We start from the raw sequence: 25,730 nt of genomic DNA, 5'->3' as shown, positions 1-25,730 counted from the left end.
CGGTGCCTCAGTCAGCTTATCTGATACTGATACACCGCTATCGGGAGCAAGCCCCCTCCCACAGTAAAGCAAAGCAGTCCTGAGCTGGGTCTACAGGATGTAGCGCGACAAGTCTTCGTTCTGCGCCAGTTCGCCCAAGTGGCTGTTGACGTAGTCGGCGTCGATCTTGATCAGCTCGCCGTTCTGCGCACCGGCCAGGTCACCCGCACTGAAGGACACTTCTTCCAGCAAACGCTCCAGCAGCGTATGCAGGCGGCGCGCACCGATGTTCTCGGTCTTCTCGTTGACCTGCCAGGCGATTTCGGCCAGGCGCTTGATGCCGTCCGGCTGGAACTCGATCCCCAGGCCCTCGGTTTTCAGCAACTCACGGTACTGCTCGGTGAGCGAGGCATGCGGCTCGCTGAGAATGCGTTCGAAGTCGCCCGGCGTCAGTGCCTTGAGTTCCACGCGAATCGGCAGGCGGCCTTGCAGCTCCGGCACCAGGTCGCTGGGTTTGCTCAGGTGGAAAGCACCGGAAGCGATAAACAGGATGTGGTCGGTCTTGACCATCCCCAGCTTGGTGTTCACGGTGCAGCCTTCGATCAGCGGCAGCAGGTCGCGCTGTACACCTTCGCGGGATACATCGACACCGCCGGCGTTACCGCGTTTGGCCACCTTGTCGATCTCATCGATAAACACGATACCGTGCTGCTCGACGGCTTCCAGGGCCTTGGCCTTGAGTTCTTCCTCGTTCACCAGGCGACCGGCTTCTTCGTCGCGCACCAGTTTCAGTGCTTCCTTCACCTTGAGCTTGCGGCTTTTCTTCTTGCCCTTGCCCATATTGGCGAACAGGTTCTGCAACTGGCTGGTCATTTCTTCCATGCCAGGCGGGGCCGAGATGTCGACGCCGGAGATTTCGGCGACTTCGATCTCGATTTCCTTGTCGTCCAGTTGGCCTTCACGCAGGCGCTTGCGAAACAGCTGGCGCGTGTTGGAGTCCGAGGCCGGTGCGGCGTCTTCGTTGAAACCCATGCGTGCCGGCGGCAGCAGCGCGTCGAGGATGCGCTCTTCGGCGGCGTCTTCGGCACGATGGCTGACCTTGCTCATCTCCTGCTCGCGCAGCAGCTTCAAGGCCGCGTCGGCCAGGTCACGAATGATCGACTCGACGTCGCGGCCTACATAGCCCACTTCGGTGAACTTGGTGGCTTCGACCTTGATGAAGGGGGCGTTGGCCAATTTGGCCAGGCGACGGGCGATCTCGGTTTTACCGACGCCGGTCGGGCCGATCATCAGGATGTTCTTCGGCGTTACTTCAACGCGCAGTTCTTCGGGCAGTTGCATCCGGCGCCAGCGGTTACGCAGCGCAATGGCAACGGCGCGCTTGGCATCGTCCTGGCCGATGATATGGCGGTTAAGTTCATGGACGATTTCGCGGGGAGTCATGGACATAGTGTTTGGCGGCCTCAAGCGCAAGTAAGCCTGCGGCTTACTCGGCGAGGTCCTGCTCCTCAATGGTCTGGTTGTGGTTGGTGAACACGCAGATATCGCCGGCGATACCCAGGGCGGTTTCGACGATTTCCCGGGCCGACAGGTCGGTTTTCTTCAACAGTGCGCTGGCTGCCGCCTGGGCGTAGCCGCCACCGGAACCCATGGCGATCAGGCCATGTTCAGGCTCAACCACATCGCCGTTACCGGTGATGATCAGGGACGCGTCTTTGTTGGCAACGGCCAGCATGGCTTCTAGGCGGCTGAGGGAGCGGTCGGTGCGCCATTCTTTGGCGAGTTCGACGGCGGCGCGAACGAGATGGCCCTGGTGTTTTTCCAGCTGGCCTTCGAAGCGCTCGAAGAGGGTGAAGGCATCGGCGGTAGCGCCGGCAAAGCCTGCGAGAACCTGGCCGTGGTACAGGCGGCGCACTTTCTTCGCGTTGCCTTTCATCACGGTATTACCCAGGGAAACCTGGCCGTCGCCGCCCATGACGACTTTGCCGTGGCGACGTACTGAAACGATGGTGGTCAAGAGGAGAGTCTCCACGCAGCGGGGCGAAAATGCCCTGATGGAAACTCATATGGGGGTGACGAGGAGGATTTCAACCGTAGGGGGGTGTGGCGGACGAGTGGTGTTTATTGGTCTGACACACACTCGAGAACACCGCAAAAGCAAATGTGGGAGGGGGCTTGCTCCCGATGGCAATGGATCAGCCAGTTCGTCTGGTACTGATACACCGCTATCGGGAGCAAGCCCCCTCCCACATTTTTGATCAGCGGCTCTGGCGTTGTTGTAACAGCAGGTTACTAAACCCGGCGCCAGCCAGTTGCTTCTGTGCCACGGTCAGTTGCTCACGGTTGCTGAACGGGCCTACCAGCACGCGATACCAGGTCGCATCCTTCACCGTGCCGGACTCTACCGTCACCGCCTGGCCCAACAGAATGATCTGTGCACGCACGCGATCGGCATCCGCCTGTTTCGGGAACGAGCCCGCCTGCAGGAAGAACTTGGTCACCGGCGCGGCCTTGGTGGTGGCGACCGGTGGCGGCGGTGGCGGGGTGATGCCGGCCAGCGCGGCCTGGGCGCGTGCGGTGTCGATCTTCGCCGCTTCCGCAGGCGTTACCGGGGTGGTCGGTACTTGTGGCGTCGGCAGGGTTTTCTCCGGCACGGCGTCGGGCGGCACGATCACTTCCGATTCCGGCAGCAGCGTGTAGAAGTCGTACTTTGGCTTCACCGGTGCGGTCGGGCTCGGCGCCGTCTTGTTGGCTTCGGCTATTTTCGTGGCCTTCTGCTGCTCTTGCTTGACGCGTTTTACGTCATCGCCTTTGCCCGGCTCCAGCTTCATCAGGATCACGACAAACGCACCGACCGCCAGGCCGATGGCCATCCACAGCCAACCCGGAATAGGTTTCTTCGCCGGAGCCTGGTAGCGGCTGGCGCCGCGCTTGGGGGCAGGTTTTTTCTTGGCAGCCAACTTACATACGCTCCAGAGTTTCCAGGCCCAAGAGTTCCAGGCCTTGCTTGAGGGTCCGTCCAGCCAGTGCGGCGAGGCGAAGGCGACTTTGCTTTTGAGCTTCGTCGTCGGCGCTCAGGATCGGGCAATTCTCGTAGAAGCTGGAGAACAGGCCGGCCACTTCGTACAGGTAAGTGCAGAGGATGTGAGGCGTGCCTTTTTCGCCAACGCTGTTTAGCACTTCACCGAATTGCGCGAGCTTGGCTGCCAGCTCTTGTTCGTGCGGCGCGGCGAGCACGATCTGGCCTTCGACTTCGCTGAAGTCCTTGCCCAGCTTGCGGAATACGCCGGCTACGCGAGTGTAGGCATACAACAGGTAGGGGGCGGTGTTGCCTTCGAAGTTGAGCATCAGGTCGAAGTTGAAGCTGTAGTCGCTGGTGCGGTGCTTGGACAGGTCGGCGTACTTCACCGCCCCGATGCCCACCACGCGGGCGATGTTGCGCAAGTCGGCCTCGGCCAGTTCCGGGTTCTTTTCTTTCACCAGGTTGTAGGCGCGCTCCTGGGCTTCGGTCAGCAGGTCGATCAGCTTCACGGTGCCGCCGTCGCGGGTCTTGAACGGGCGGCCATCGGCGCCGTTCATGGTGCCGAAGCCCATGTGTTCCATTTCCATCGGGTGCGTCACGAACCCGGCCTTGCGCGCCACCGCGAAGACCTGCTGGAAGTGCAGGGCCTGGCGCTGGTCGACGAAGTACAGCGCACGGTCAGCCTTGAGCTTGCCGCTGCGGTAGCGTACGGCAGCCAGGTCGGTGGTGGCGTAGAGGTAGCCACCATCGGCCTTGACGATGATCACCGGCAGCGGCTCGCCTTCGGCGTTTTTGAATTCGTCGAGGAACACGCATTGGGCACCGTTGCTTTCGACCAGCATGCCTGCGGCCTTCAAGTCGTTGACCACGTTGATCAGGTCATCGTTGTAGGCGCTTTCGCCCATCACGTCGGCCATCGTCAACTTGACGTTGAGCAGTTCGTAGATCTTCTGGCAGTGGGACAGCGAGATGTCCTTGAACCGGGTCCACAGTGCCAGGCACTCGGCGTCGCCGGCTTGCAGCTTGACTACCAGGCCGCGGGCGCGGTCGGCGAACTCTTCGGATTCGTCGAAGCGCTTCTTGGCGGCGCGGTAAAAGTTTTCCAGGTCCGACAGTTCGTCGCTGGTGATCGGGTTTTCCTGCAGGTAGGCCATCAGCATGCCGAACTGGGTGCCCCAGTCGCCGACGTGGTTCTGACGAATCACTTCATCACCGAGAAACTCCAGGACCCGGGCCACGCCGTCGCCGATGATGGTCGAGCGCAAGTGGCCGACGTGCATCTCTTTGGCCAGGTTGGGGGCCGACAGATCGACCACGGTGCGCTGCGCCGGGCCGGCCTTGCGTGCGCCCACGTGAGCATCGGCCAGTGCCGCGTCGAGACGACTGGCCAGGGCCTGGGTGTTCTGGAAGAAGTTGATGAAGCCAGGGCCTGCGATTTCGGCCTTGGTGACACTCTCGTCGGCAGGCAGCGCGGCGATGATCTTTTCTGCCAGGTCGCGTGGTTTCATGCCCGCGGGCTTGGACAGCATCATCGCGATGTTGCTGGCGAAGTCGCCGTGGGTCTTGTCGCGGGTGTTCTCCACCTGGATCGCCGGCGTCAAGCCTTCAGGCAACACACCTTCGTCGACGAGTTGGGTGAGGGCTTGTTGGATCAGCTGGCGAATGGTGTCTTTCATGGTGTTCTCTTTCGACCGCAAGCGGCGGCGCGCGAAGCGCAGGTGGAAAAACTGGGCATTATCCGTGGCGAGGGCGGGCTTGCCAACCTTCGAAGGTCCTTCACGGACGATTAACCTGTGGCAGGGGCTTCAATACAAATCTACCGGGTCCACATCCAACGACCATCGCACTTGCCGGCCACTGGGCATTTGCTCCAGGGCAAGCAACCAGCTACTTAATAGCCGATGCAGGGGCGCGCGGGACGTCGCCTGCAAGAGTAGCTGGGCGCGATAGCGCCCGGCGCGGCGCTCCATGGGGGCAGGCACCGGGCCGAGCAATTCGATGCCGGTCAGACTCAGTTCGCCCAATAAACGTTCGGCGAGGCTGCACGCCTCATCGAGAAAACCTTCGGCCTGGCCCGGTTTGTGTGCTTCAGCTCGCAGCAAGGCCAGGTGGGCGAACGGCGGCAGACCGGCGGCGCGGCGTTCGCTGAGCGCCTGTTCGGCGAAGGCAAAATAACCTTCTTCCGTCAGCTGGATCAGCAGCGGATGGTCGGCCAAGTGGGTCTGGATAATCACCTTGCCTGGCTCTTCGGCGCGCCCGGCCCGGCCTGCGACTTGCACGATCAACTGCGCCATGCGCTCACTGGCGCGGAAGTCGCCGGAGAACAGTCCGCCATCGGCATCCAGGATCGACACCAGCGTCACCCGTGGAAAGTGATGCCCCTTGGCGAGCATCTGAGTGCCGATCAGGATGCACGGCTGGCCCTTCTGGATGGTGGCGAACAGCTGGTTCATGGCGTCTTTACGCGAGGTACTGTCGCGGTCGACGCGCAGCACCGGGTAATCCGGGAACAGAATCCCCAGGCGTTCCTCGGCGCGCTCGGTGCCGGCGCCCACCGGGCGCAGGTCCACCTTGCCGCACTGGGGGCAGTGGCGCGGCACCCGTTCCACGTGTCCACAGTGGTGGCAGCGCAGCTCGCCGTAGCGCTGGTGCACGGTCATGCGCGCATCGCAGCGCTCGCACTCGGACATCCAGCCGCAATCGTGGCACAGCAGCGTCGGCGCAAAGCCCCGACGGTTGAGAAATACCAGAACCTGTTGGCCGGCGGCGAGTGTCTGTCCGATGGCTTGTTGCATCGGCCCGGAAATGCCGCTGTCCAGTGGCCGGCTTTTTACGTCCAGGCGCAGGAAGCGCGGTTGTTTGGCGCCACCGGCGCGCTCGTTGAGGCGCAGCAGGCCGTAACGGCCGGTGTAAGCGTTGTGCAGGCTCTCCAGTGAGGGCGTGGCGGAACCCAGCACGATAGGAATGTCTTCCTGGCGCGCTCGCACCAGCGCGAGGTCGCGGGCGTGATAGCGCAAGCCTTCCTGCTGTTTATAGGAGCCGTCATGCTCCTCGTCGATGATGATCAACCCGGGGTTCTTCATCGGCGTGAACAGCGCCGAGCGGGTGCCGATAATGATGTCGGCCTCGCCGTCGCGCGCAGCCAGCCAGGACTCCAGGCGCTCACGGTCATTGACTGCCGAGTGCACCAGGGCGATACGGGCGTTGAAGCGCTGTTCGAAACGCGCCAGGGTTTGCGGGCCGAGGTTGATCTCGGGGATCAACACCAGGGCCTGTTTGCCGGCTTGCAGGGTTTCGCGGATCAACTGCAAATAGACTTCGGTCTTGCCGCTGCCGGTGACGCCGGCCAGCAGGAACGCGTGGAAGCTGTCGAAGCCTGCCCGAATGGCTTCATAAGCCGCCCGTTGTTCAGTGTTCAGCGGCAGTTCGGGCTGGGCCAGCCAGTGCTCATGGCGTGGGTCGGGGGCGTGCTTGCGGATTTCCACCTGCACCAGGCCCTTGGCCAGCAGCAGGTCGAGGCTGTCTTTGCTGAGCATCAGCTTGCTCAGTAACGGATGCGCCACCCCATGGGGATGCTGGGCCAACGTGGCCAGGGCTTCACGCTGACGCGGCGCGCGGGCGATGCGCGGGTCGTCGAGGCGTGCGCCGGGGACTATCGACCAGAAGCGTTCCTGGCGAGCCTCCGCCAGTTCGCCTTGGCGCAGCAACACCGGCAGCGCCCAGCTCAAGGTATCGCCGAGGCTGTGTTGGTAGTACTGGGCGGTCCACAGGCACAGCTTGAACAGCGCGGGCGGCAGTGGGGCAGTGGCGTCGAGGATGGCCAGGGCCGGCTTGAGCTTTTCGGCGGGGACTTCGCTGTGGTCGGCGATTTCCACCAGGATCCCGATCATTTCCCGCCGCCCGAACGGTACGCGCACGCGCATGCCTGGCTGCAACTGCGCACGTGATACGCCGGCCGGGGCCCGGTAGTCGAACAGGCGGCGCAGGGGCGAGGGCAGGGCTAGGCGCAAAATGGCGTCGGGCACGCGGGGAGTCTCTTATAAAGGCAGGCGGTGGCGCAGGTGCGGGAGCCTAGCAGACGGGGGAGGGCTTGGGGTAGCCGATGGTTTTCTGATGAAAGGGCGGTTTGCGCCACGGGCACCGCTTGCGCGATTAAAAAGGTCTGGTACAATCCGCGGCCTAATTACGTGCGGTATTCGACAATAGTGTCGAGTGGCGGCACGCTAGCCCGAGGAAGTGCCATGAAAGCCGATATCCATCCAGCGTACGAAACCATCGAAGTTACCTGCAGCTGCGGCAACAAGTTCGAAACCCGTTCGAACCTGTGCAAGCCACTGGGTACTGACGTATGCAACGAGTGCCACCCGTTCTACACCGGTAAGCAGAAGACTCTGGACACCGGCGGCCGTGTACAGCGCTTCGCAGATCGCTTTGGTGCTTTCGGTGCCAAAAAGGCCTAAGGCCGATCAACTTGGGAGGCCGTTACGGTTTTTCCATGCTGATGAAAAAGGCGTCCCTTGTGGGCGCCTTTTTTGTGCCCGGGATTTGGCTGTCGGCCGCGCAGGCCGAGGCCTACTGCCCGGCGCCGACGTCGCTGGCCCAAGTCGAAGTGCAACGCGTGGTGGATGGCGATACGGTGCACCTCAAGGATGGTCGCCGTGTACGCATGATCGGCCTCAATACGCCGGAGACCGGCAAGCGAGGCCGCACCGACGAACCTCTTGCCGTCGCCGCGCGCCAGCGCTTGCAGGCATTGGTGACGGCCAGTGGCGGGCGAGTCGGTCTGGTGGCGGGGCGCGAGAGCAAAGACCGTTATGGACGGACCCTGGCTCACCTCTATGGTGCCGACGGTGAGAACCTGGAGGCGCAGTTACTGGCCGAGGGGCTTGGGTTTCAAGTCGGTGTGGCGCCCAACACCGATCTGGTCCCTTGCCAGCAAGCCGCCGAAGGCGCCGCCCGCCGGGCGCGGCTGGGCCTATGGCGGCAATCACCCGTGCAATCGGTAACGCAACTCACGCGATCCGGCTTTGCCCTGGTCAGCGGCCGGGTGAGCAAGATTGAGCGCAATCGCGGCGGAATCTGGATTGAATTACAGGGCGCACTGGTATTACGCATTGCACCTGATCAAGCCCATCAGTTCGACAGCGCCCTGCTCAATGGTCTGCAAGGCCGGACCATCGAGGCGCGGGGTTGGGTGCAGGATCGCTCCAGGCGCGGCGCTGTGAAAAGCAACCAGGCGCGCTGGCTTCTGACGTTGACTGACCCCAGCATGTTCAAATTGGCATCTTGAGAAAAAATTGTAGACATTTTTAATGTCAATTGTGAACAGTTAAGCCCTTGTATCCCGTGGCTCTTGGCCGAAAGTCGTAGCGTACGGCCCTTGACACCTGTGACTGCCCAGTCTTGTAGGGGCTTTACGACACGAGTATCCTCGGCGGTCCGTCGACCAACAGTAAAAGCGGAATGCCGATATGTCTGATTTGAAAACTGCCGCTCTCGAATATCATGCCCATCCTCGTCCAGGAAAGCTGAGTGTAGAGCTCACCAAAGCCACTGCCACCGCCCGCGACCTGTCGCTGGCCTACAGCCCAGGTGTTGCCGAGCCCGTACGTGAAATCGCCCGCGATCCCGAACTGGCGTACAAGTACACCGGCAAAGGCAACCTGGTTGCAGTGATTTCCGATGGCACCGCGATTCTTGGCCTGGGTAACCTCGGCCCATTGGCGTCCAAGCCAGTCATGGAAGGTAAGGGCGTGTTGTTCAAGCGCTTCGCCGGCATTGACGTTTTCGACATCGAAGTCGATTCCGAAAGCCCACAGGCTTTCATCGACACCGTTAAGCGCATTTCCATCACGTTCGGTGGCATCAACCTGGAAGACATCAAGGCACCTGAGTGCTTTGAGATCGAAAAGGCCCTGATCGAGCAATGTGACATCCCGGTATTCCACGATGACCAGCACGGCACCGCGATCGTTACCGCAGCCGGCATGATCAACGCCCTGGAAATCGCCGGCAAGACCCTGGCTGATGCCAAGATCGTTTGCCTGGGCGCCGGCGCTGCGGCCATCTCCTGCATGAAGTTGCTGGTGAGCATGGGCGCCAAGCTGGAAAACATCTTCATGGTCGACAGCAAGGGCGTGGTTCAGTCCGAGCGTACCGACCTGAACCAGTACAAGGCGATGTTTGCCCACGCTACCGACAAGCGTACCCTGGCTGACGCCCTGAACGGTGCAGACGTGTTCGTTGGCCTGTCCGGCCCGAACCTGCTGAGCGCTGAAGGCCTGAAGTCCATGGCGGCCAACCCGATCGTGTTCGCCTGCTCCAACCCGGACCCGGAAATCTCCCCGGAACTGGCGCACGCCACCCGTAACGACGTGATCATGGCTACCGGTCGTTCGGACTACCCGAACCAGGTCAACAACGTACTGGGCTTCCCGTTCATCTTCCGTGGTGCCCTGGACGTTCGCGCCAAGCGCATCAACGAAGAGATGAAAGTGGCTGCTGCCAACGCCCTGCGTGAACTGGCCAAGCTGCCGGTACCTCAGGAAGTGTGTGACGCCTACGGCGGCATCAAGTTGGAATTCGGCCGTGAGTACATCATTCCCAAGCCAATGGATAAGCGCCTGATCACCCTGATCTCCGATGCCGTGGCCAAGGCCGCCATCGAGACCGGCGTGGCAACCCTGCCGTATCCGAAGCACTACCCGCTCAAAAGCGTGGATGATGTGTTCAACGGCTAAGCCGTTGTAGCGCACCAACAAAAAGCCCCGGCTCTCGCGAGTCGGGGCTTTTTTGTGGCTTAAAGGTGGAGTTGTAAGTCGCCGTTTGTAGGAGCGAGCTTGCTCGCGAAAAACGTCAACGATTACGCGTGTTGCCTGAATAAACGCGGCGTCTATGAGTTTTTCGCGAGCAAGCTCGCTCCTACAAAGTCTTCATGGCCAGCCCCTCATGGGTCAGAACAGATCGATCGGCGCGCCTTCATCCGCCGGCAGTGGGCTGCCTGGGGCGACGCCATTACCCAGCTCGTTGACCGACGGCGGCGTGTCTTCGCTCTTGAACAGTTCGAAGTACGCATTCGGCGTGCTAGGCGAGGCCGCACGGCCGCTGATCGGATCGATCCGCAGGCTGAGGATGCCTTCCGGTTCGGCTTGAGTGTGCAACGGCTTGTCCTTCAAGGCGGCGCCCATGTAGCTCATCCAGATCGGCAGCGCCACGGTACCACCGAATTCACGGCGGCCCAGGCTTTCCGGCTGGTCATAGCCCGTCCACACGGTGGTCACGTAATCAGCGTTGTAGCCTGAGAACCAGGCGTCCTTGGATTCGTTGGTGGTACCGGTCTTGCCCGCAAGATCCGCACGGCCCAAGGCCAGCGCACGACGGCCGGTGCCCTTCTTGATCACGTCCTCAAGGATGCTGTTGAGGATGTAGGTGGTGCGGCCATCCACCACGCGTGGCGCAACGGCAGGTGCCTGAGGTTCGGCCGGTGCCGCAGTGCTGGCGACGGGCGCAGCCCCTGGGGTTGGCTCGATGGTGATACCGCCATTGCCGGGGGCCGCGATGCCGTCCGGGGCGGCCACGCCATTGACGACATCACCCGGCACGCGTGGCGGGTTGGCAGTGAACAGGGTGTCGCCATTGCGGCTTTCGACCTTGTCGATCAGGTATGGCGTGATCTTGTAGCCACCGTTGGCAAAGGTGCTCCAGCCGGTAGCGATCTCCATTGGCGTAAGCGTGGCGGTGCCCAGGGCCAGGGACAGGTTCGGTGGCAGGTCCGACTTGTTGAAGCCAAAGCGCGTGATGTAGTCGATCGTCTTGCCGACGCCCATTGCCTGCAGCAGGCGGATCGACACCAGGTTACGCGACTTGTACAACGCCTCGCGCACGCGGATCGGGCCGAGGAAGGTATTGGTGTCGTTCTTCGGGCGCCAGACCTTGTCCAGGTACTCGTCGACGAACACGATCGGTGCATCGTTGACCAGGCTGGCGGCGGTGTAGCCGTTGTCCAGCGCGGCGCTGTAGATAAATGGCTTGAAGCTCGAACCCGGCTGGCGCTTGGCCTGAGTGGCACGGTTGTAGTTGCTCTGCTCGAAGGCAAAGCCGCCGACCAGGGCGCGGATTGCACCGTTCTGCGGGTCCAGGGACACCAGCGCGCCTTGCGCCACCGGCACCTGGCTGAACTTGAGGCTGTCATCCTTCTGGCGTTGCACACGGATCAAGTCGCCCACCTGAGCCACGTCCGACGGTTGCTTGGGCATCGGGCCCATGCTGTTGGTGTTCAGGAACGGGCGCGCCCACTTCATGCTGTCCCACGCCACATGCGCTTCGCCGGTGCGCGTCAGGACTTGCACGCCATCTTTCTTCACCTGGGTGACGATGGCCGGCTCCAGGCCGCTGATCGTGCGTTGCTTGCCCAATTCTGCGGTCCAGGCACTCAGGGTCTTGCCGGGCAGGCGCGACTCGGGGCCACGGTAGCCGTGACGTTGATCGTAGGTGATCAGGCCCTCATGTACCGACTGGTTGGCGATTTCCTGCAGGTTGCTCGGCACGGTCGTGGTGACGCGGAAACCTTCGGTATACGCGTCGCTGCCATAACGGCCGACCATTTCGGCACGGGCCATTTCGGCGATGTACGGAGCGTTCACTTCCGGCGTCGGCACGTGGTAACTGGCGTTCAGCGGCTCGGCCACGGCACTTTCGTAAGCGGCCTGGTCGATCTTGCCCAGCTTGTACATGCGGCCCAGGATCCAGTCGCGACGCTCTTTGCTGCGCGCCGGGTTGGCCAGAGGGTTGAAGCGCGACGGGGCCTTCGGCAGGCCGGCAATCATGGCCATCTGCGCCAGGCTGGCGTCACGAATCGACTTGCCGTAGTAGACCTGGGAAGCCGCCTCGATCCCGTAGGCACGGTTGCCCAGGTAGATCTTGTTGACGTACAGCTCGAGGATCTCGTCCTTGGTCAACTGACGTTCGATTTGCAGGGCCAGCAGGATCTCGGTGGCCTTGCGCGAAAAACTGCGCTCGCTGGTAAGGAAGAAGTTCTTCGCCACCTGCATGGTGATGGTGCTGCCACCGGATTGAATGTGTCCGCTTTTGACCAGCTGTGTGGCCGCACGTACCAGGCTGCTGGGATCGACACCGTAGTGGTTGGCGAAATTATCGTCTTCCGCCGACAGCAGCGCGCTGATGAAATTGGGTGGAATGTCGGCGAAACGGATAGGGGTGCGGCGCATTTCGCCGAACTCCGCGATCAGTTTTTCATCGCTGCTGTAGACCCGCAAAGGAATCTGCAACTGGATACTTCTGAGCGCCTCTACGGAGGGCAAACCCGGACTAAGGTAGAGGTAGGCACCGCTGAGTACGAGCAGCAGCCCGCAGACGATCGCGACAATGGAGTACCCGAAAAACTTCAGCAGACGAATCAAGGCTTTTGGATTTCCAGAGAAAAGAATGGGTTACGCGTCGGGGCATGCATGGCAAACGATGGATCGACCCGAGCTGCAGATAAAAAGCGGGAAAAAACGCTGGGCATTAAAGCATTTTCGGCTTGGGGCGTCATTCGCGCCACTCAAACAAGTCGACCGAATGCATGAACGCCGGCGGTAACCAGAGGGTATGACTGCCGGTATGACCGGCAAAGTTTTGGGGAGTTTTATGAAAAAGGGATTTTTCAGGCGAAAAGTCGACACCGTCCTCGGCGTCGATATTCATGACAGCGGCATCAAGCTGGTCGAGCTGGGCCATTCAAGCGCCGGCTATACCGTCGAGGGCTACGCCACGCAGGCACTGCCGGCGCATGCGGTGGTCGACGGCACATTGCTCGACCTTGAGGGCATAGGGCAGGCGCTGCGCCACGCTCTGGTGCGGTTGCGGACATCGGTGCGCCAGGCTGCGGTCGCCGTGGTTGGACCTTCGGTGATCACGCGGGTGATCGAAATGGACGCGGGGCTCAGTGATGAGGAGATGGTCTGGATGATCCAGATGGAGGCCGACCAATACATTCCTTACCCATTGGACGACGTGGCTATCGACTTTCAGGTGCGTGGCCCTTCGGCGCAAGACCCGCACAGGGTCGAGGTGTTGTTGGCGGCCTGTCTCAAGGAACAGGTCAAGGCGCGCGAAGAGGTCCTGGCCCTTGCCGGGCTTGTGCCGCGGGTGGTGGATATCGAGGGATTTGCATTGGAGCGTGCGAGCCGTCAGGATTTCGCCAGCTTCATGCCGGGTCATCGAGTCGATGGTGCACAATGGGCCGTGGATGCCCAGGCGCTGGGAGTGGCTTGCGGATTGGCCCTGAGGAGTTTCGCTGAATGACACGAATCAATCTTTTGCCTTGGCGCCAGGCGCTGGCACAGCGGCGGCGCAAGTATTTGCTGGTGCTGCTGCTGGCGTTCGCCTGTGTGGCATTCGCTGCGGTGTGGTTGGCCGATCAGGTGATCGACCGGGCGATAGACCGGCAAGTGACGCGCAATCAACATTTGGGCAGGGAAATCGCCGCTCAGGACGCGCGTATCAAGACCATCGACGAGTTGCAGGAGCGAAGCCAGCAATTGGCGGAGCGCATGAAGGTTGTGCAGGATCTGCATGACGCTCGATCTACCAGTGCCCAGCTGTTTGACCAGTTGGCCCGTGCGGTGCCGGATGGCGTCCGGCTGCATGAAGTGCTGGCGAACGGCGATACCATCAGCGTCAGCGGCAGTGCTGAAACCAGTGAAGACATCGCCCAGTTGATGCGTCGCCTGGAAGCCTCCCAGGGTACTCATGCCACGCGGCTCCAGCGTGTACGTGCGGATGCCGGGAGCGGCGACAATGAGTTCCAATTGATGGTGCGTCAGGGGGAAACCACCGAGGCGCAACCATGAGCCTGCCCAGGCTCGACTTTTACGCACTCACTCACAACGTTGCAACATGGCCCTGGCCTGGCAAAGCCCTGCTCGCCTGCGCATTGGCTGGCCTGCTGCTGGTGGTGGGAGACGCCTGGCTCCTGAGCCCCTCGCGGGAGCGATTGCGCGTACTTGAAACGCGGGAAACGGCGCTGCAACAACAGCTGGCGCAACGGGCGGACCTGGATGCGGGCCTGGAGGTACGTGCCCAACAATTCAGCGCGATGGAGCACAAGGCAGCGGCGGTACTGGGGGCGATTCCCGGCCAGCCCGAGGTGCCTGGCTTGCTTGAAGACATCACTCGCCTGGCGGCGAGCAATGGCTTGGTGGTGGAGGGCATCACGGTCCTGGATGAGCAACCGCGCGCGTTTCTCATTGAACAACCCGTGCAGATCGGCGCCAGTGGGGCTTACCACGACCTGGCGATGTTCGTGGCGGCCTTGGGTGGGCTGTCGAGGCTCGTGACTGTGCATGATGTAGCGCTTCGCCCGGATGGCGCCTTGCTGCATCTCGAGCTGCTGGCCAGAGCCTATCGCGGCGAATCGCTCGGCAAGCTGTCGCTCGATTCTGAGGCGCGCCTTGCCTACGACTCATCAGCCCGGCGCGACCCGTTCCAGCCTTCCACCTTGCCGGACGATTGGGTCTCCGGTCAGCCGGCGCTTGCGCCTGATCCCGCTCGTAGCAGGGGGAAGCTGGAAGGGTTGGCCACCGATCAGTTCGAAATGGTCGGCACGCTGTCCCGTGGCGGACAGGTCTTTGCCTTGCTACGGGCCGCGTCAGAGGTCTATCGACTGGCGGTGGGCGATTATCTGGGGCAGAACCATGGCCGGGTCAGGGCTATTCATGAGGGGCATATCGAACTTGTCGAGCTATTCCCCGATGGACAGGGTGCATGGCTGGAGCGTCCACGAACCTTGAAGCTGAACGTCAACTCATAACGGAATCAATCAATGAAAAGGACTTTCTTGTCCTTCGGTGTGGCGCTATGGATAGCGTTCACGACACCGATGGCTGCTGCTGTGCCCAATCGCCTGGACTTGATCCAGTTGCCCCCTCCCGGGGAGATCGCTTCGGATGCGTATTCCGGCGAGAAACTGAACCTCAATTTCCAGAACATCGAACTGCGCGCAGTGCTGCAACAAATTGCCGACATTGCCGGCCTCAATCTTGTGGCCAGCGACGAAGTGCAAGGCTCGATCACCTTGCGGCTCAAGGACGTGCCCTGGGATCAGGCGCTCGACCTGGTATTGCACAGCAAAGGCTTGGATAAACGGCTGAAGGCCGGCGTATTGCTGGTCGCTCCTGCCGATGAGTTGGCTGCTCGCGAGCTGCTGACGCTGGAGTCGCGCAGGCAGATGGCTGAACTGGCACCGTTGCGTCGAGAGTTGTTGCAGGTCAACTACGCCAAGGCGGCAGACCTGGCCAAGCTGTTCCAATCCGTCAACGGGCTCGAGGGCACCACCGATGAACGTGGTTCGGTTGCAGTGGATGACCGCACCAACAACATCATTGCCTACCAGACCGGGGAGCGGCTGGAGGAGTTGCGGCGCATTGTGGCGCAACTCGATGTTCCGGTGCGGCAGGTCATGATCGAGGCACGGATCGTCGAGGCCAATGTCGATTACGACAAAAGCCTGGGCGCGCGTTGGGGCGGTGGGCTCAGTCGGGGGAACTGGGGCGCCGGCGGTATTCGCAAACCGCTGCCTGAAGGTACCGAGCCGCCGCAAGAGCCACCCACGTCGCCCTTTGTCGACCTGGGCTCGCTGACGGGGACTTCAGGCTTGGGTATCGCTTATATCACCGACAACCTGTTGCTGGATCTTGAGCTGACGGCCATGGAGAAAACCGGCAACGGTGAAATCGTCTCTCAGCCCAAAGTGGTGACTGCCGACAAGGAAACTGCGCGCATCCTCAAAGGCACCGAGATTCCCTATCAGGAATCCAGCTCCAGCGGCGCCACCTCGGTGTCGTTCAAGGAGGCTTCGTTGTCCCTGGAAGTGACCCCGCAAATCACTCCGGACGACCGGGTCATCATGGAGGTCAAGGTCACCAAGGATGAGCCGGACTATCTGAACAAACTCAACGATGTGCCGCCGATCAAGAAAAACGAGGTCAATGCCAAGGTATTGGTCAAGGATGGCGAGACCATCGTGATTGGCGGGGTTTTCTCCAATACCCAAAGCAAAGTGGTAGATAAAGTGCCATTTTTGGGCGATGTGCCGTATCTTGGCCGCCTTTTCCGGCGCGATGTGCTGGCGGAGAAAAAATCCGAGCTGCTGGTATTCCTGACTCCGCGTATTATGAATAACCAGGCGATTGCTGTGAGTCGTTGATTCTGTGCGAAATTTGATTCTTGTAGGACCGATGGGGGCTGGAAAAAGCACCATCGGCCGTTTGCTGGCCAAAGAGCTGCGCCTGCCATTCAAAGATTCCGACAAGGAAATTGAATTGCGCACGGGTGCCAATATCCCATGGATCTTCGATAAGGAAGGCGAGCTGGGCTTCCGCGACCGCGAGCAGGCGATGATTGCCGAACTGTGCGGCTGCGACGGCGTAGTATTGGCCACCGGTGGTGGCGCCGTGATGCGCGATGAAAACCGCCGTGCGCTGCATGCCGGTGGCCGTGTGGTCTACCTGCATGCCTCGGTGGAGCAGCAAGTAGGCCGCACCGCTCGCGACCGCAATCGCCCGTTGCTGCGCACAGCCGACCCGGCAAAGACCCTGCGGGATTTGCTGGCGTTGCGCGATCCGCTATATCGGGAAATCGCCGATCTGGTGGTGGAAACCGATGAACGGCCGCCCCGGATGGTGGTGCTCGACATTCTTGAGCGCTTGCAGCGGCTGCCACCCCGTTAAAGCCAGGCCCGAAATGCGCTATTCTCGGCGGCGCGTCATTTCCTTTCAGGGTGTGGCGTAGAGCCATCAGTCGACGTCGGATCTTGACATCAGCGGACGTCAATACATCTTCAACGCGGGGACACATGCAGACACTTAAGGTCGATCTAGGCGAGCGCAGCTACCCGATCCATATTGGCGAAGGTCTGTTGGACCAGCCGCAGTTGCTCGCACCGCATATTGCCGGGCGGCAAGTGGCGATCATCTCCAATGAAACGGTCGCGCCGTTGTATCTTGAGCGTCTGAGCCGCAGCCTGGCGGCTTACTCGGTGATCTCCGTGATTTTGCCTGACGGCGAAGCCCACAAGAACTGGGAAACCCTGCAGTTGATCTTCGATGGCCTGCTCACTGCACGCCATGACCGGCGCACCACTGTTATTGCTCTGGGTGGCGGCGTCATCGGCGACATGGCCGGCTTTGCAGCCGCCTGTTACCAGCGTGGCGTGGATTTTATCCAGGTGCCGACCACCTTGCTGTCCCAGGTCGATTCGTCGGTAGGTGGCAAGACCGGCATCAATCATCCTCTGGGCAAGAACATGGTCGGTGCGTTCTACCAGCCGAATGCCGTGCTGATCGATACCGCGACACTGAACACCTTGCCGCCGCGAGAGCTGTCGGCCGGCCTGGCGGAAGTCATCAAATACGGGCTGATCTGCGACGAACCGTTCCTGACCTGGCTGGAAGAACACGTCGATGCCTTGCGCAATCTTGACCAGGTGGCATTGACCGAAGCGATATCCCGCTCCTGCGCCGCCAAGGCGCTGGTGGTCAATGCCGATGAGCGCGAGTCCGGTGTACGTGCCACGTTGAACCTGGGCCACACCTTCGGCCATGCGATCGAGACACACATGGGCTATGGTGTGTGGTTGCATGGGGAAGCCGTAGCGGCTGGCACAGTGATGGCGTTGGAAATGTCGCAACGCCTGGGCTGGATCAGTGCCCAGGAGCGTGATCGTGGCATCCGCCTGTTCCAGCGTGCGGGTTTGCCGGTCATCCCGCCTGAGGAGATGACCGAGGCGGACTTCCTCGAACATATGGCGATAGACAAGAAAGTGATCGACGGTCGACTGCGACTGGTGTTGCTGCGCCACATGGGCGAAGCGGTGGTGACCGACGATTATCCGAAAGAGATTTTACAGGCCACGCTGGGAGCGGATTACCGCGCCCTGGCCCAGCTGAAAGGTTAATAAGATCCCGATGACTAGTTTGCATGCCGACGAGGCGTTCCTCGGCCATTACCATCTAAGCCACGACCCTTTTGCTCCACGGGTGCCTGGTTTCAAATTCTTCCCGGCGCAGCGCAAGCCGGTGCTTGGTCAGTTGCATCACCTGGCGCGCTACAGCCAGCTGTTGCTGGTAGTGACGGGCCCGTTGGGCAGCGGCAAGACCTTGCTGCGCCAGGCGCTGGTAGCCAGCACCAACAAGCAGACGGTGCAGAGCGTGGTGGTGTCGGCCCGTGGCGCCGGTGATGCGGCGGGCGTGCTGCGCCAGGTGGCCCAGGCGCTGGACGTGCCCACCGCCGAGCCGAACGCGATCCTCAAGCAGGTGGTGCAACTGGGCCTGACCGGTCAGGAAGTCTACCTGTTGGTGGATGACGCCGAGCAGCTCGACGAGTCCGCCCTGGAAGCGCTGCTGGCGCTGGCCGCGGGGACACCCGAAGGTCGTCCCCATGTGTTCCTGTTTGGTGAGTCGTCGTTGATCGCCGATCTGGAGCAGATCAGTGGCGATCAGGAACTGTTCCACGTCATCGAATTGCAGCCCTACGAGGAAGAGGAAACCCGCGAATACCTGGCTCTACGTCTCGAAGGCGCCGGGGCCGGTATCGAACTTTTCTCCGCTCAACAGATCTCTGATATTCACGAAAGCTCCGACGGCTGGCCAGGCACCATCAACCAGGTCGCCCGGGATGCCATGATCGAAGCCATGATTGCCAGCCGCTCTGCGGTTAAGCGTCCAAAGATGGGGTTCACTATGCCTAAGAAGCACGTATTGGCTATTTCCGCCGTTGTGGTGGTCGCCGTAGCCGCCGCCTGGTTGATTCCAGGCCGTAGCAAGGCCCCCGCCACTGCCGGCGCGCCAACTGAGCAGGCGCAACTGCCACTGGGCAAGCCCACGCCAAACGTCGAGTTCGCCAACTCTGGCCAACCGACCAATCTGCCGATGGTTGGCCAGCCAGTGATGCGCGGGCCACTTGCCGAAGAGGCCGGTGGTATCTCCGAAGGCGACGACGGCGTGCCGGTGGAAGGTTCCAGCGCCACACCTCCGACCGTGACCACCACTGCACCGCCGGCGGGCGTGCCAGCGGGCCAGCCGGCTGCGGTTGCCAAGCCGACACCAACCCCGGCTCCGACCGTGGCCACGGCCAAACCAGCCCCCGCGGCCAAGCCTGTAGCACCCGCTCCGGCTGCCAAGCCTGCGCCAGCGGCCAAGCCGGTCGAGAAGCCTGCCGCCACCGTTGCCAAGGCAGCCCCGGCCGCAGCCGGCAGCAGTTGGTACACCAGCCAGCCTGCTGGCCACTTCGTGGTACAGATCCTGGGCACCAGTTCCGAAGCCAACGCCCAGGCGTTCGTGAAGGAGCAGGGCGGCGAGTACCGTTATTTCAAGAAAGTGCTCAACGGCAAGCCTCTCTATGTGATCACCTACGGCAGCTTCCCAAGCCGCGCCGCAGCTGATTCTGCTATCAAAGCCTTGCCAGCGAAGGTTCAGGCTGGTAAACCTTGGCCTCGCACTGTTGCCAGCGTCCAACAGGAACTGGCGGCAACTCGCTGAAGATCCGGTGGCCTTACCCAGGCCGCCCTCCCGGCACCTCAAAAAATAACCGCAAGTGCGTGCAGTTCCTCCCGGGACCGCGCGCTTTGTGGTGTCTGCGTCACAGTAGCTTTTGAGTCGTAGCGGTCAGAATTAAAAAAGTTTTGACTAGCACAGCATATCGCTTTAAACCTTTCATAAATGCGACATAGATTTGCGACATTTCGTCGCTAAATTTGTGAGCGTCTGTGTCGGTGTGTACAATGACCTCCCTTTTGCCCCCGCTAAGTCGGCGTACGTTCGACGTGGAAGGTAACCGGTTGAATTGAAAAGAAATTTGCCTCGATATAAGAGGCAGCCTGGTGAGAAAGTGTCTATGAAAGCAGGTCTGTACCAACCCGATGAATTCAAGGATAACTGCGGTTTCGGCCTGATAGCCCATATGCAGGGCGAGCCCAGTCATACCCTTCTGCAAACGGCCATCGAGGCCCTGACCTGCATGACCCACCGCGGTGGGATCAACGCCGACGGTAAAACCGGTGACGGTTGCGGCCTGCTGATTCAAAAGCCCGACCAGTTCCTGCGCGCCGTCGCCAAAGAGCAATTTGCAGTCGACCTGCCCAAGCAATACGCCGTGGGCATGGTGTTCTTCAACCAGGACCCGGTCAAAGCCGAAGCCGCTCGCGAGAACATGAACCGCGAGATCCTGGCTGCCGGCCTGCAACTCGTCGGCTGGCGCAAGGTGCCGATCGACACCAGCGTACTCGGCCGACTGGCCCTGGAGCGCCTGCCACAGATCGAACAAGTGTTCATCGCAGGCGATGGCCTGAGCGACCAGGACATGGCGATCAAGCTGTTTACCTCGCGTCGTCGCTCGTCGGTGGCCAACGCCGCCGACACCGATCACTACATCTGCAGCTTTTCCCACAAGACCATTATTTATAAAGGCCTGATGATGCCGGCGGACTTGACCGCCTTCTATCCTGACCTGAGTGATGAGCGCCTGCAAACCGCAATCTGCGTGTTCCACCAGCGCTTCTCTACCAACACCCTGCCGAAATGGCCGCTGGCCCAGCCATTCCGCTTCCTCGCCCACAACGGCGAGATCAACACCATCACCGGCAACCGCAACTGGGCCGTGGCCCGTCGCACCAAGTTCGCCAACGATCTGATGGACCTGGAAGAGCTCGGCCCGCTGGTCAACCGCGTGGGCTCCGACTCCTCGAGCATGGACAACATGCTCGAACTGATGGTCACCGGCGGCATCGACCTGTTCCGTGGCGTGCGCATGATCATTCCGCCTGCGTGGCAGAACGTCGAGACCATGGACCCGGACCTGCGTGCGTTCTACGAGTACAACTCGATGCACATGGAACCGTGGGACGGCCCGGCCGGCGTGGTCATGACCGACGGTCGCTACGCGGTGTGCCTGCTCGACCGTAACGGTCTGCGCCCGGCGCGCTGGGTCACCACCACCAACGGTTTCATCACCCTGGCGTCGGAAATCGGCGTGTGGGACTACAAGCCGGAAGACGTTATCGCCAAGGGCCGCGTAGGTCCTGGCCAGATCCTGGCCGTGGACACCGAAACCGGGCAGATCCTCGACACCGACGCCATCGATAACCGCTTGAAGTCTCGTCACCCGTACAAGCAATGGCTGCGCAAGAACGCCCTGCGCATCCAGGCGACCATGGAAGACAACGACCACGGTTCGGCTTTCTACGACATCGACCAGCTCAAGCAGTACATGAAGATGTACCAGGTCACGTTCGAAGAGCGCGACCAGGTGCTGCGCCCGCTCGGTGAGCAAGGCTACGAGGCCGTTGGCTCCATGGGCGACGACACGCCGATGGCCGTGCTGTCGCAACGTGTGCGCACGCCGTACGACTATTTCCGCCAGCAGTTCGCCCAGGTGACCAACCCGCCGATCGACCCGCTGCGCGAAGCCATCGTGATGTCCCTGGAAGTGTGCCTCGGGGCCGAGCGCAACATCTTCCAGGAATCGCCGGAGCACGCCTCCCGCGTCATCCTCAGTTCGCCAGTGGTGTCCCCGGCCAAGTGGCGCTCGTTGATGACCCTGGACCGTCCGGGTTTCGACCGCCAGATCATCGACCTGAACTACGACGAGAGCCTCGGCCTTGAAGCCGCCGTGCGCAACGTTGCCGACCAGGCCGAAGAGGCTGTGCGCGCCGGTCGCACCCAGATCGTACTGACCGACCGCCACATTGCGCCGGGCAAACTGCCGATCCACGCTTCGCTGGCTACCGGTGCGGTACACCACCGCCTGACCGAAAAAGGCCTGCGCTGCGACTCCAACATCCTCGTGGAAACCGCCACCGCCCGCGACCCGCATCACTTCGCGGTGCTGATCGGTTTCGGCGCCTCGGCGGTGTATCCGTTCCTGGCCTACGAAGTGCTGGGCGACCTGATCCGCACCGGTGAAGTACTCGGCGACCTCTATGAGGTGTTCAAGAACTACCGTAAGGGCATCACCAAGGGCCTGCTGAAGATCCTGTCGAAGATGGGCATCTCCACCGTCACCTCGTACCGCGGCGCTCAATTGTTCGAGGCCATCGGTTTGTCCGAAGAAGTCTGCGAACTGAGCTTCCGTGGCGTGCCAAGTCGTATCAAGGGCGCGCGCTTCGTCGACATCGAGGCTGAACAGAAAGCCCTGGCCACCGAAGCCTGGAGTGCGCGCAAGCCGATCCAGCAAGGCGGCCTGCTCAAGTTCGTGCACGGTGGCGAATACCACGCCTACAACCCGGATGTGGTGAACACCCTGCAAGCCGCTGTGCAGCAGGGCGACTACGCCAAGTTCAAGGAATACACCGCGCTGGTGGACAACCGCCCGGTGTCGATGATCCGCGACCTGTTCAAGGTGAAAACCCTGGACACGGCGATGGACATCAACGATGTCGAGCCACTGGAATCGATCCTCAAGCGCTTCGACTCCGCCGGTATTTCCCTGGGCGCCTTGTCGCCTGAGGCTCACGAAGCCCTGGCCGAAGCCATGAACCGCCTGGGTGCGCGTTCCAACTCCGGCGAAGGCGGTGAAGACCCGGCGCGCTACGGCACGATCAAGAGCTCGAAAATCAAGCAGGTGGCGACCGGCCGTTTCGGCGTGACCCCGGAATACCTGGTCAACGCCGAAGTGCTGCAGATCAAGGTAGCCCAGGGCGCCAAGCCCGGTGAGGGCGGCCAGCTGCCGGGCGGCAAGGTCAACGGTCTGATTGCCAAGCTGCGTTATGCGGTGCCGGGCGTCACGCTGATTTCGCCTCCGCCGCACCACGACATTTATTCAATCGAAGACTTGTCGCAGCTGATTTTCGACCTGAAACAAGTCAACCCGCAGGCCCTGGTCTCGGTGAAACTGGTGGCAGAAGCCGGCGTGGGCACCATCGCCGCCGGTGTGGCCAAGGCCTATGCCGACCTGATCACCATCTCCGGCTACGACGGCGGTACCGGTGCTTCGCCGTTGACTTCCATCAAGTATGCGGGCGCTCCGTGGGAACTCGGCCTGGCTGAAACCCACCAGACCCTGCGCGGCAACGACCTGCGCGGCAAGGTGCGGGTACAGACCGACGGTGGCCTGAAGACCGGCCTTGACGTGATCAAGGCGGCGATCCTCGGCGCCGAAAGTTTCGGCTTCGGTACCGCGCCGATGATTGCCCTTGGCTGCAAATACCTGCGCATCTGCCACCTGAACAACTGCGCCACCGGCGTGGCGACGCAGAACGAGAAGCTGCGCAAGGATCACTACATCGGCACCGTCGACATGGTGGTGAACTTCTTCACCTATGTGGCCGAAGAGACCCGTGAGTGGCTGGCCAAGCTGGGCGTGCGTTCGCTGGAGGAACTGATCGGGCGTACCGACCTGCTGGAAATCCTCGAAGGCCAGACCGCCAAGCAGCATCACCTGGACCTGACGCCGCTGTTGGGCAGCGATCACATCCCGGCCGACAAGCCGCAGTTCTGCGGTGTGGACCGCAACCCGCCGTTCGACAAGGGCCTGCTGGCCGAGAAGATGGTCGAACTGGCCGCTTCGTCGATCAATGACGCCAGCGGTGGTGAGTTCGCGCTGGATATCTGCAACTGCGACCGTTCCATCGGCGCACGCATCTCCGGCGAAATCGCGCGCAAGCACGGCAACCAGGGTATGGCGAAAGCGCCGATCACCTTCCGCTTCAAGGGCACGGCAGGCCAGAGCTTTGGCGTGTGGAACGCCGGCGGCCTGCATATGTACCTGGAAGGCGACGCCAACGACTACGTGGGCAAGGGCATGACCGGCGGCAAGCTGGTGATCGTTCCTCCCAAAGGCAGCGTCTACAAGACCCAGGACAGTGCCATTGTCGGCAACACCTGCTTGTACGGTGCCACGGGTGGCAAGCTGTTTGCCGCCGGTACCGCCGGCGAGCGTTTTGCCGTGCGTAACTCGGGTGCCCACACTGTGGTGGAAGGCACTGGCGATCACTGCTGCGAGTACATGACCGGGGGCTTTGTCGCGGTATTGGGCAAGACCGGTTACAACTTCGGTTCGGGCATGACCGGCGGCTTCGCCTACGTGCTCGACCAGGACAACACCTTCGTCGACAAGGTCAACCACGAGTTGGTCGAGATCCAGCGGATCAGCGGCGAAGCCATGGAGTCCTACCGGAACCACTTGCAACACGTGCTGGACGAGTACGTTGAGGAAACCGGCAGCGAATGGGGTCGTAACCTCGCCGAGAACCTCGATGACTACCTGCGCCGTTTCTGGCTGGTCAAGCCCAAGGCTGCCAACCTGAAATCGTTGCTTTCCAGCATCCGTGCCAACCCGCAGTGATATGCGCCTGAAGAGTTTGATGAGGTTTTAACATGGCTGAACGTCTGAATAACGACTTCCAGTTCATCGATGTCGGGCGCAAAGATCCGAAGAAGAAACTGTTGCGTCAACGCAAGAAAGAGTTCGTGGAAATCTACGAACCCTTCAAACCCCAGCACTCGGCCGACCAGGCCCATCGCTGCCTGGGTTGCGGTAACCCGTATTGCGAATGGAAGTGCCCGGTGCACAACTTCATTCCCAACTGGCTCAAGTTGGTGGCCGAGGGCAACATCCTCGCCGCCGCCGAGCTGTCGCACCAGACCAACACCCTGCCGGAAGTGTGTGGCCGGGTGTGCCCGCAAGACCGTCTGTGCGAGGGCGCGTGCACCCTTAACGATGGCTTCGGCGCAGTGACCATCGGTTCGGTGGAGAAGTACATCACCGATACCGCGTTCGCCATGGGTTGGCGTCCGGATATGTCCAAGGTCAAGCCGACCGGCAAGCGCGTTGCCATCATCGGTGCCGGCCCTGCTGGCCTGGGCTGCGCCGACGTGCTGGTGCGTGGCGGCGTGACCCCGGTGGTGTTCGACAAGAACCCGGAAATCGGCGGCCTGCTGACCTTCGGTATTCCCGAGTTCAAGCTGGAAAAAACCGTACTGAGCAACCGTCGCGAAGTGTTCACCGGCATGGGCATTGAGTTCCGTCTCAATACCGAAGTCGGCAAAGACGTGACCATGGAGCAGCTGCTCGAAGAATACGATGCCGTGTTCATGGGCATGGGCACCTACACCTACATGAAGGGCGGCTTTGCCGGTGAGGACCTGCCAGGCGTTTACGACGCTCTGGACTTCCTGATCGCCAACGTCAACCGCAACCTGGGCTTTGAAAAGTCGCCGGAAGATTTCGTCGACATGAAAGGCAAGAAGGTCGTAGTGCTGGGCGGTGGCGACACTGCGATGGACTGCAACCGTACGTCGATCCGCCAGGGCGCCAAGTCGGTGACCTGTGCCTATCGCCGTGACGAAGCCAACATGCCGGGCTCGCGCAAAGAGGTGAAGAACGCCAAGGAAGAGGGCGTGAAGTTCCTCTACAACCGCCAGCCGATTGCTATCGTTGGTGAGGATCGCGTCGAAGGCGTGAAGGTGGTCGAGACGCGTCTTGGCGAGCCGGACGCCCGTGGCCGTCGCAGTCCCGAGCCGATCCCGGGTTCCGAAGAGATCATCCCGGCCGACGCCGTGGTCATCGCCTTCGGTTTCCGTCCAAGCCCGGCGCCGTGGTTCGAGCAGTTCCAGATCCAGACCGACAGCCAGGGCCGCGTCGTAGCCCCGGAGCAGGGCCAGTACAAGCACCAGACCAGCAACCCGAAAATCTTCGCCGGCGGCGACATGGTGCGTGGGTCTGACCTGGTGGT

At 61.5% G+C, this 25,730-nt stretch carries 17 protein-coding genes and 1 pseudogene; 12 read left to right on the top strand and 6 right to left on the bottom strand.

Going from position 1 to position 25,730, the window contains the following annotated elements; genetic code table 11:
* Positions 1–90 precede the first annotated feature (90 nt).
* The 5 genes from hslU to ACQRBV_RS07105 all read right to left on the bottom strand — a co-directional run bounded on the left by hslU (position 91) and on the right by ACQRBV_RS07105 (position 7,026).
* Positions 91–1,428: an ATP-dependent protease ATPase subunit HslU gene (hslU, locus tag ACQRBV_RS07125; protein WP_090367283.1), complete on the bottom strand. Its 1,338-nt coding sequence runs from the start codon at positions 1,426–1,428 to the stop codon at positions 91–93.
* Positions 1,429–1,465: 37 nt separating this feature from the next.
* Positions 1,466–1,996, bottom strand: a complete 531-nt coding sequence (hslV, locus tag ACQRBV_RS07120; protein ID WP_003171209.1) for an ATP-dependent protease subunit HslV — start codon at positions 1,994–1,996, stop codon at positions 1,466–1,468.
* Between the two features lie 241 nt (positions 1,997–2,237).
* A complete protein-coding gene (locus tag ACQRBV_RS07115; protein ID WP_016972721.1) occupies positions 2,238–2,939 on the bottom strand; it encodes an SPOR domain-containing protein in 702 nt (233 codons plus the stop codon).
* Between the two features lies 1 nt (position 2,940).
* Entirely contained in the window at positions 2,941–4,677 is a 1,737-nt protein-coding gene (gene argS, locus ACQRBV_RS07110) for an arginine--tRNA ligase (RefSeq protein ID WP_411985290.1), read from the bottom strand.
* 129 nt (positions 4,678–4,806) lie between these two features.
* On the bottom strand, positions 4,807–7,026 hold the full coding sequence (locus tag ACQRBV_RS07105; RefSeq protein ID WP_411985289.1) for a primosomal protein N': 2,220 nt from the start codon (positions 7,024–7,026) through the stop codon (positions 4,807–4,809).
* A gap of 216 nt (positions 7,027–7,242) precedes the next feature.
* Here ACQRBV_RS07105 and rpmE point away from each other — a divergent pair, with 216 nt between their 5' ends.
* The 3 genes from rpmE (at position 7,243) to ACQRBV_RS07090 (ending at position 9,741) form a co-directional block, all read left to right on the top strand.
* Positions 7,243–7,461, top strand: a complete 219-nt coding sequence (gene rpmE, locus ACQRBV_RS07100; protein WP_010213765.1) for a 50S ribosomal protein L31 — start codon at positions 7,243–7,245, stop codon at positions 7,459–7,461.
* 35 nt (positions 7,462–7,496) lie between these two features.
* The gene (locus tag ACQRBV_RS07095; RefSeq protein WP_104995307.1) at positions 7,497–8,291 is read left to right on the top strand and encodes a thermonuclease family protein; all 795 of its coding nucleotides are present in this window, start codon (positions 7,497–7,499) and stop codon (positions 8,289–8,291) included.
* Positions 8,292–8,472: 181 nt separating this feature from the next.
* Positions 8,473–9,741: a malic enzyme-like NAD(P)-binding protein gene (locus ACQRBV_RS07090; protein ID WP_060755208.1), complete on the top strand. Its 1,269-nt coding sequence runs from the start codon at positions 8,473–8,475 to the stop codon at positions 9,739–9,741.
* 213 nt (positions 9,742–9,954) lie between these two features.
* Here the strand turns inward: ACQRBV_RS07090 and ACQRBV_RS07085 are convergent, their stop codons facing one another.
* Positions 9,955–12,417 (bottom strand): penicillin-binding protein 1A, encoded by a 2,463-nt coding sequence (locus ACQRBV_RS07085; protein ID WP_411985341.1) that lies wholly within the window; start codon positions 12,415–12,417, stop codon positions 9,955–9,957.
* A 232-nt stretch (positions 12,418–12,649) separates the two neighbouring features.
* On the opposite strand from ACQRBV_RS07085, the gene pilM reads away from it, so the two are divergent.
* The 9 genes and pseudogenes from pilM to ACQRBV_RS07040 all read left to right on the top strand — a co-directional run.
* Positions 12,650–13,306: a type IV pilus assembly protein PilM gene (gene pilM, locus ACQRBV_RS07080; protein WP_411985288.1), complete on the top strand. Its 657-nt coding sequence runs from the start codon at positions 12,650–12,652 to the stop codon at positions 13,304–13,306.
* The gene (locus ACQRBV_RS07075; RefSeq protein ID WP_060755206.1) at positions 13,303–13,854 is read left to right on the top strand and encodes a PilN domain-containing protein; all 552 of its coding nucleotides are present in this window, start codon (positions 13,303–13,305) and stop codon (positions 13,852–13,854) included. Before pilM ends, ACQRBV_RS07075 begins: the two co-directional genes overlap by 4 nt.
* Entirely contained in the window at positions 13,851–14,813 is a 963-nt protein-coding gene (locus tag ACQRBV_RS07070; RefSeq protein WP_411985287.1) for a pilus assembly protein PilP, read from the top strand. Before ACQRBV_RS07075 ends, ACQRBV_RS07070 begins: the two co-directional genes overlap by 4 nt.
* Before the next feature lie 138 nt (positions 14,814–14,951).
* Positions 14,952–16,208, top strand: a pseudogene (locus ACQRBV_RS07065) (type IV pilus secretin PilQ); the annotation flags it as partial.
* A 4-nt stretch (positions 16,209–16,212) separates the two neighbouring features.
* Positions 16,213–16,731 (top strand): shikimate kinase AroK, encoded by a 519-nt coding sequence (gene aroK / locus ACQRBV_RS07060; RefSeq protein WP_003187914.1) that lies wholly within the window; start codon positions 16,213–16,215, stop codon positions 16,729–16,731.
* 125 nt (positions 16,732–16,856) lie between these two features.
* On the top strand, positions 16,857–17,957 hold the full coding sequence (gene aroB / locus ACQRBV_RS07055; RefSeq protein ID WP_411985286.1) for a 3-dehydroquinate synthase: 1,101 nt from the start codon (positions 16,857–16,859) through the stop codon (positions 17,955–17,957).
* A 10-nt stretch (positions 17,958–17,967) separates the two neighbouring features.
* The gene (locus ACQRBV_RS07050) at positions 17,968–19,539 is read left to right on the top strand and encodes an SPOR domain-containing protein (protein ID WP_411985285.1); all 1,572 of its coding nucleotides are present in this window, start codon (positions 17,968–17,970) and stop codon (positions 19,537–19,539) included.
* Positions 19,540–19,894: 355 nt separating this feature from the next.
* Positions 19,895–24,340, top strand: a complete 4,446-nt coding sequence (gene gltB / locus ACQRBV_RS07045; protein WP_411985284.1) for a glutamate synthase large subunit — start codon at positions 19,895–19,897, stop codon at positions 24,338–24,340.
* A gap of 32 nt (positions 24,341–24,372) precedes the next feature.
* The coding region (locus tag ACQRBV_RS07040; RefSeq protein WP_427877915.1) for an FAD-dependent oxidoreductase at positions 24,373–25,730 on the top strand (1,358 nt) is incomplete at its 3' end.

It is taken from the genome of Pseudomonas sp. R11F (genome assembly GCF_050312575.1).
In the GTDB taxonomy this organism is placed as follows: domain Bacteria; phylum Pseudomonadota; class Gammaproteobacteria; order Pseudomonadales; family Pseudomonadaceae; genus Aquipseudomonas; species Aquipseudomonas palleroniana.
This window is presented reverse-complemented; position numbering and strand designations above follow the sequence as displayed.

Bases quoted from the DNA above. Each gene is read 5' to 3' on its own strand.
- hslU (WP_090367283.1), bottom strand. From the start codon at position 1,428: ATGTCCATGACTCCCCGCGAAATCGTCCATGAACTTAACCGCCATATC.
- argS (WP_411985290.1), bottom strand. From the start codon at position 4,677: ATGAAAGACACCATTCGCCAGCTGATCCAACAAGCCCTCACCCAACTC.
- rpmE (WP_010213765.1), top strand. From the start codon at position 7,243: ATGAAAGCCGATATCCATCCAGCGTACGAAACCATCGAAGTTACCTGC.
- ACQRBV_RS07095 (WP_104995307.1), top strand. From the start codon at position 7,497: ATGCTGATGAAAAAGGCGTCCCTTGTGGGCGCCTTTTTTGTGCCCGGG.
- ACQRBV_RS07090 (WP_060755208.1), top strand. From the start codon at position 8,473: ATGTCTGATTTGAAAACTGCCGCTCTCGAATATCATGCCCATCCTCGT.
- pilM (WP_411985288.1), top strand. From the start codon at position 12,650: ATGAAAAAGGGATTTTTCAGGCGAAAAGTCGACACCGTCCTCGGCGTC.
- ACQRBV_RS07075 (WP_060755206.1), top strand. From the start codon at position 13,303: ATGACACGAATCAATCTTTTGCCTTGGCGCCAGGCGCTGGCACAGCGG.
- ACQRBV_RS07070 (WP_411985287.1), top strand. From the start codon at position 13,851: ATGAGCCTGCCCAGGCTCGACTTTTACGCACTCACTCACAACGTTGCA.
- aroB (WP_411985286.1), top strand. From the start codon at position 16,857: ATGCAGACACTTAAGGTCGATCTAGGCGAGCGCAGCTACCCGATCCAT.
- ACQRBV_RS07050 (WP_411985285.1), top strand. From the start codon at position 17,968: ATGACTAGTTTGCATGCCGACGAGGCGTTCCTCGGCCATTACCATCTA.
- gltB (WP_411985284.1), top strand. From the start codon at position 19,895: ATGAAAGCAGGTCTGTACCAACCCGATGAATTCAAGGATAACTGCGGT.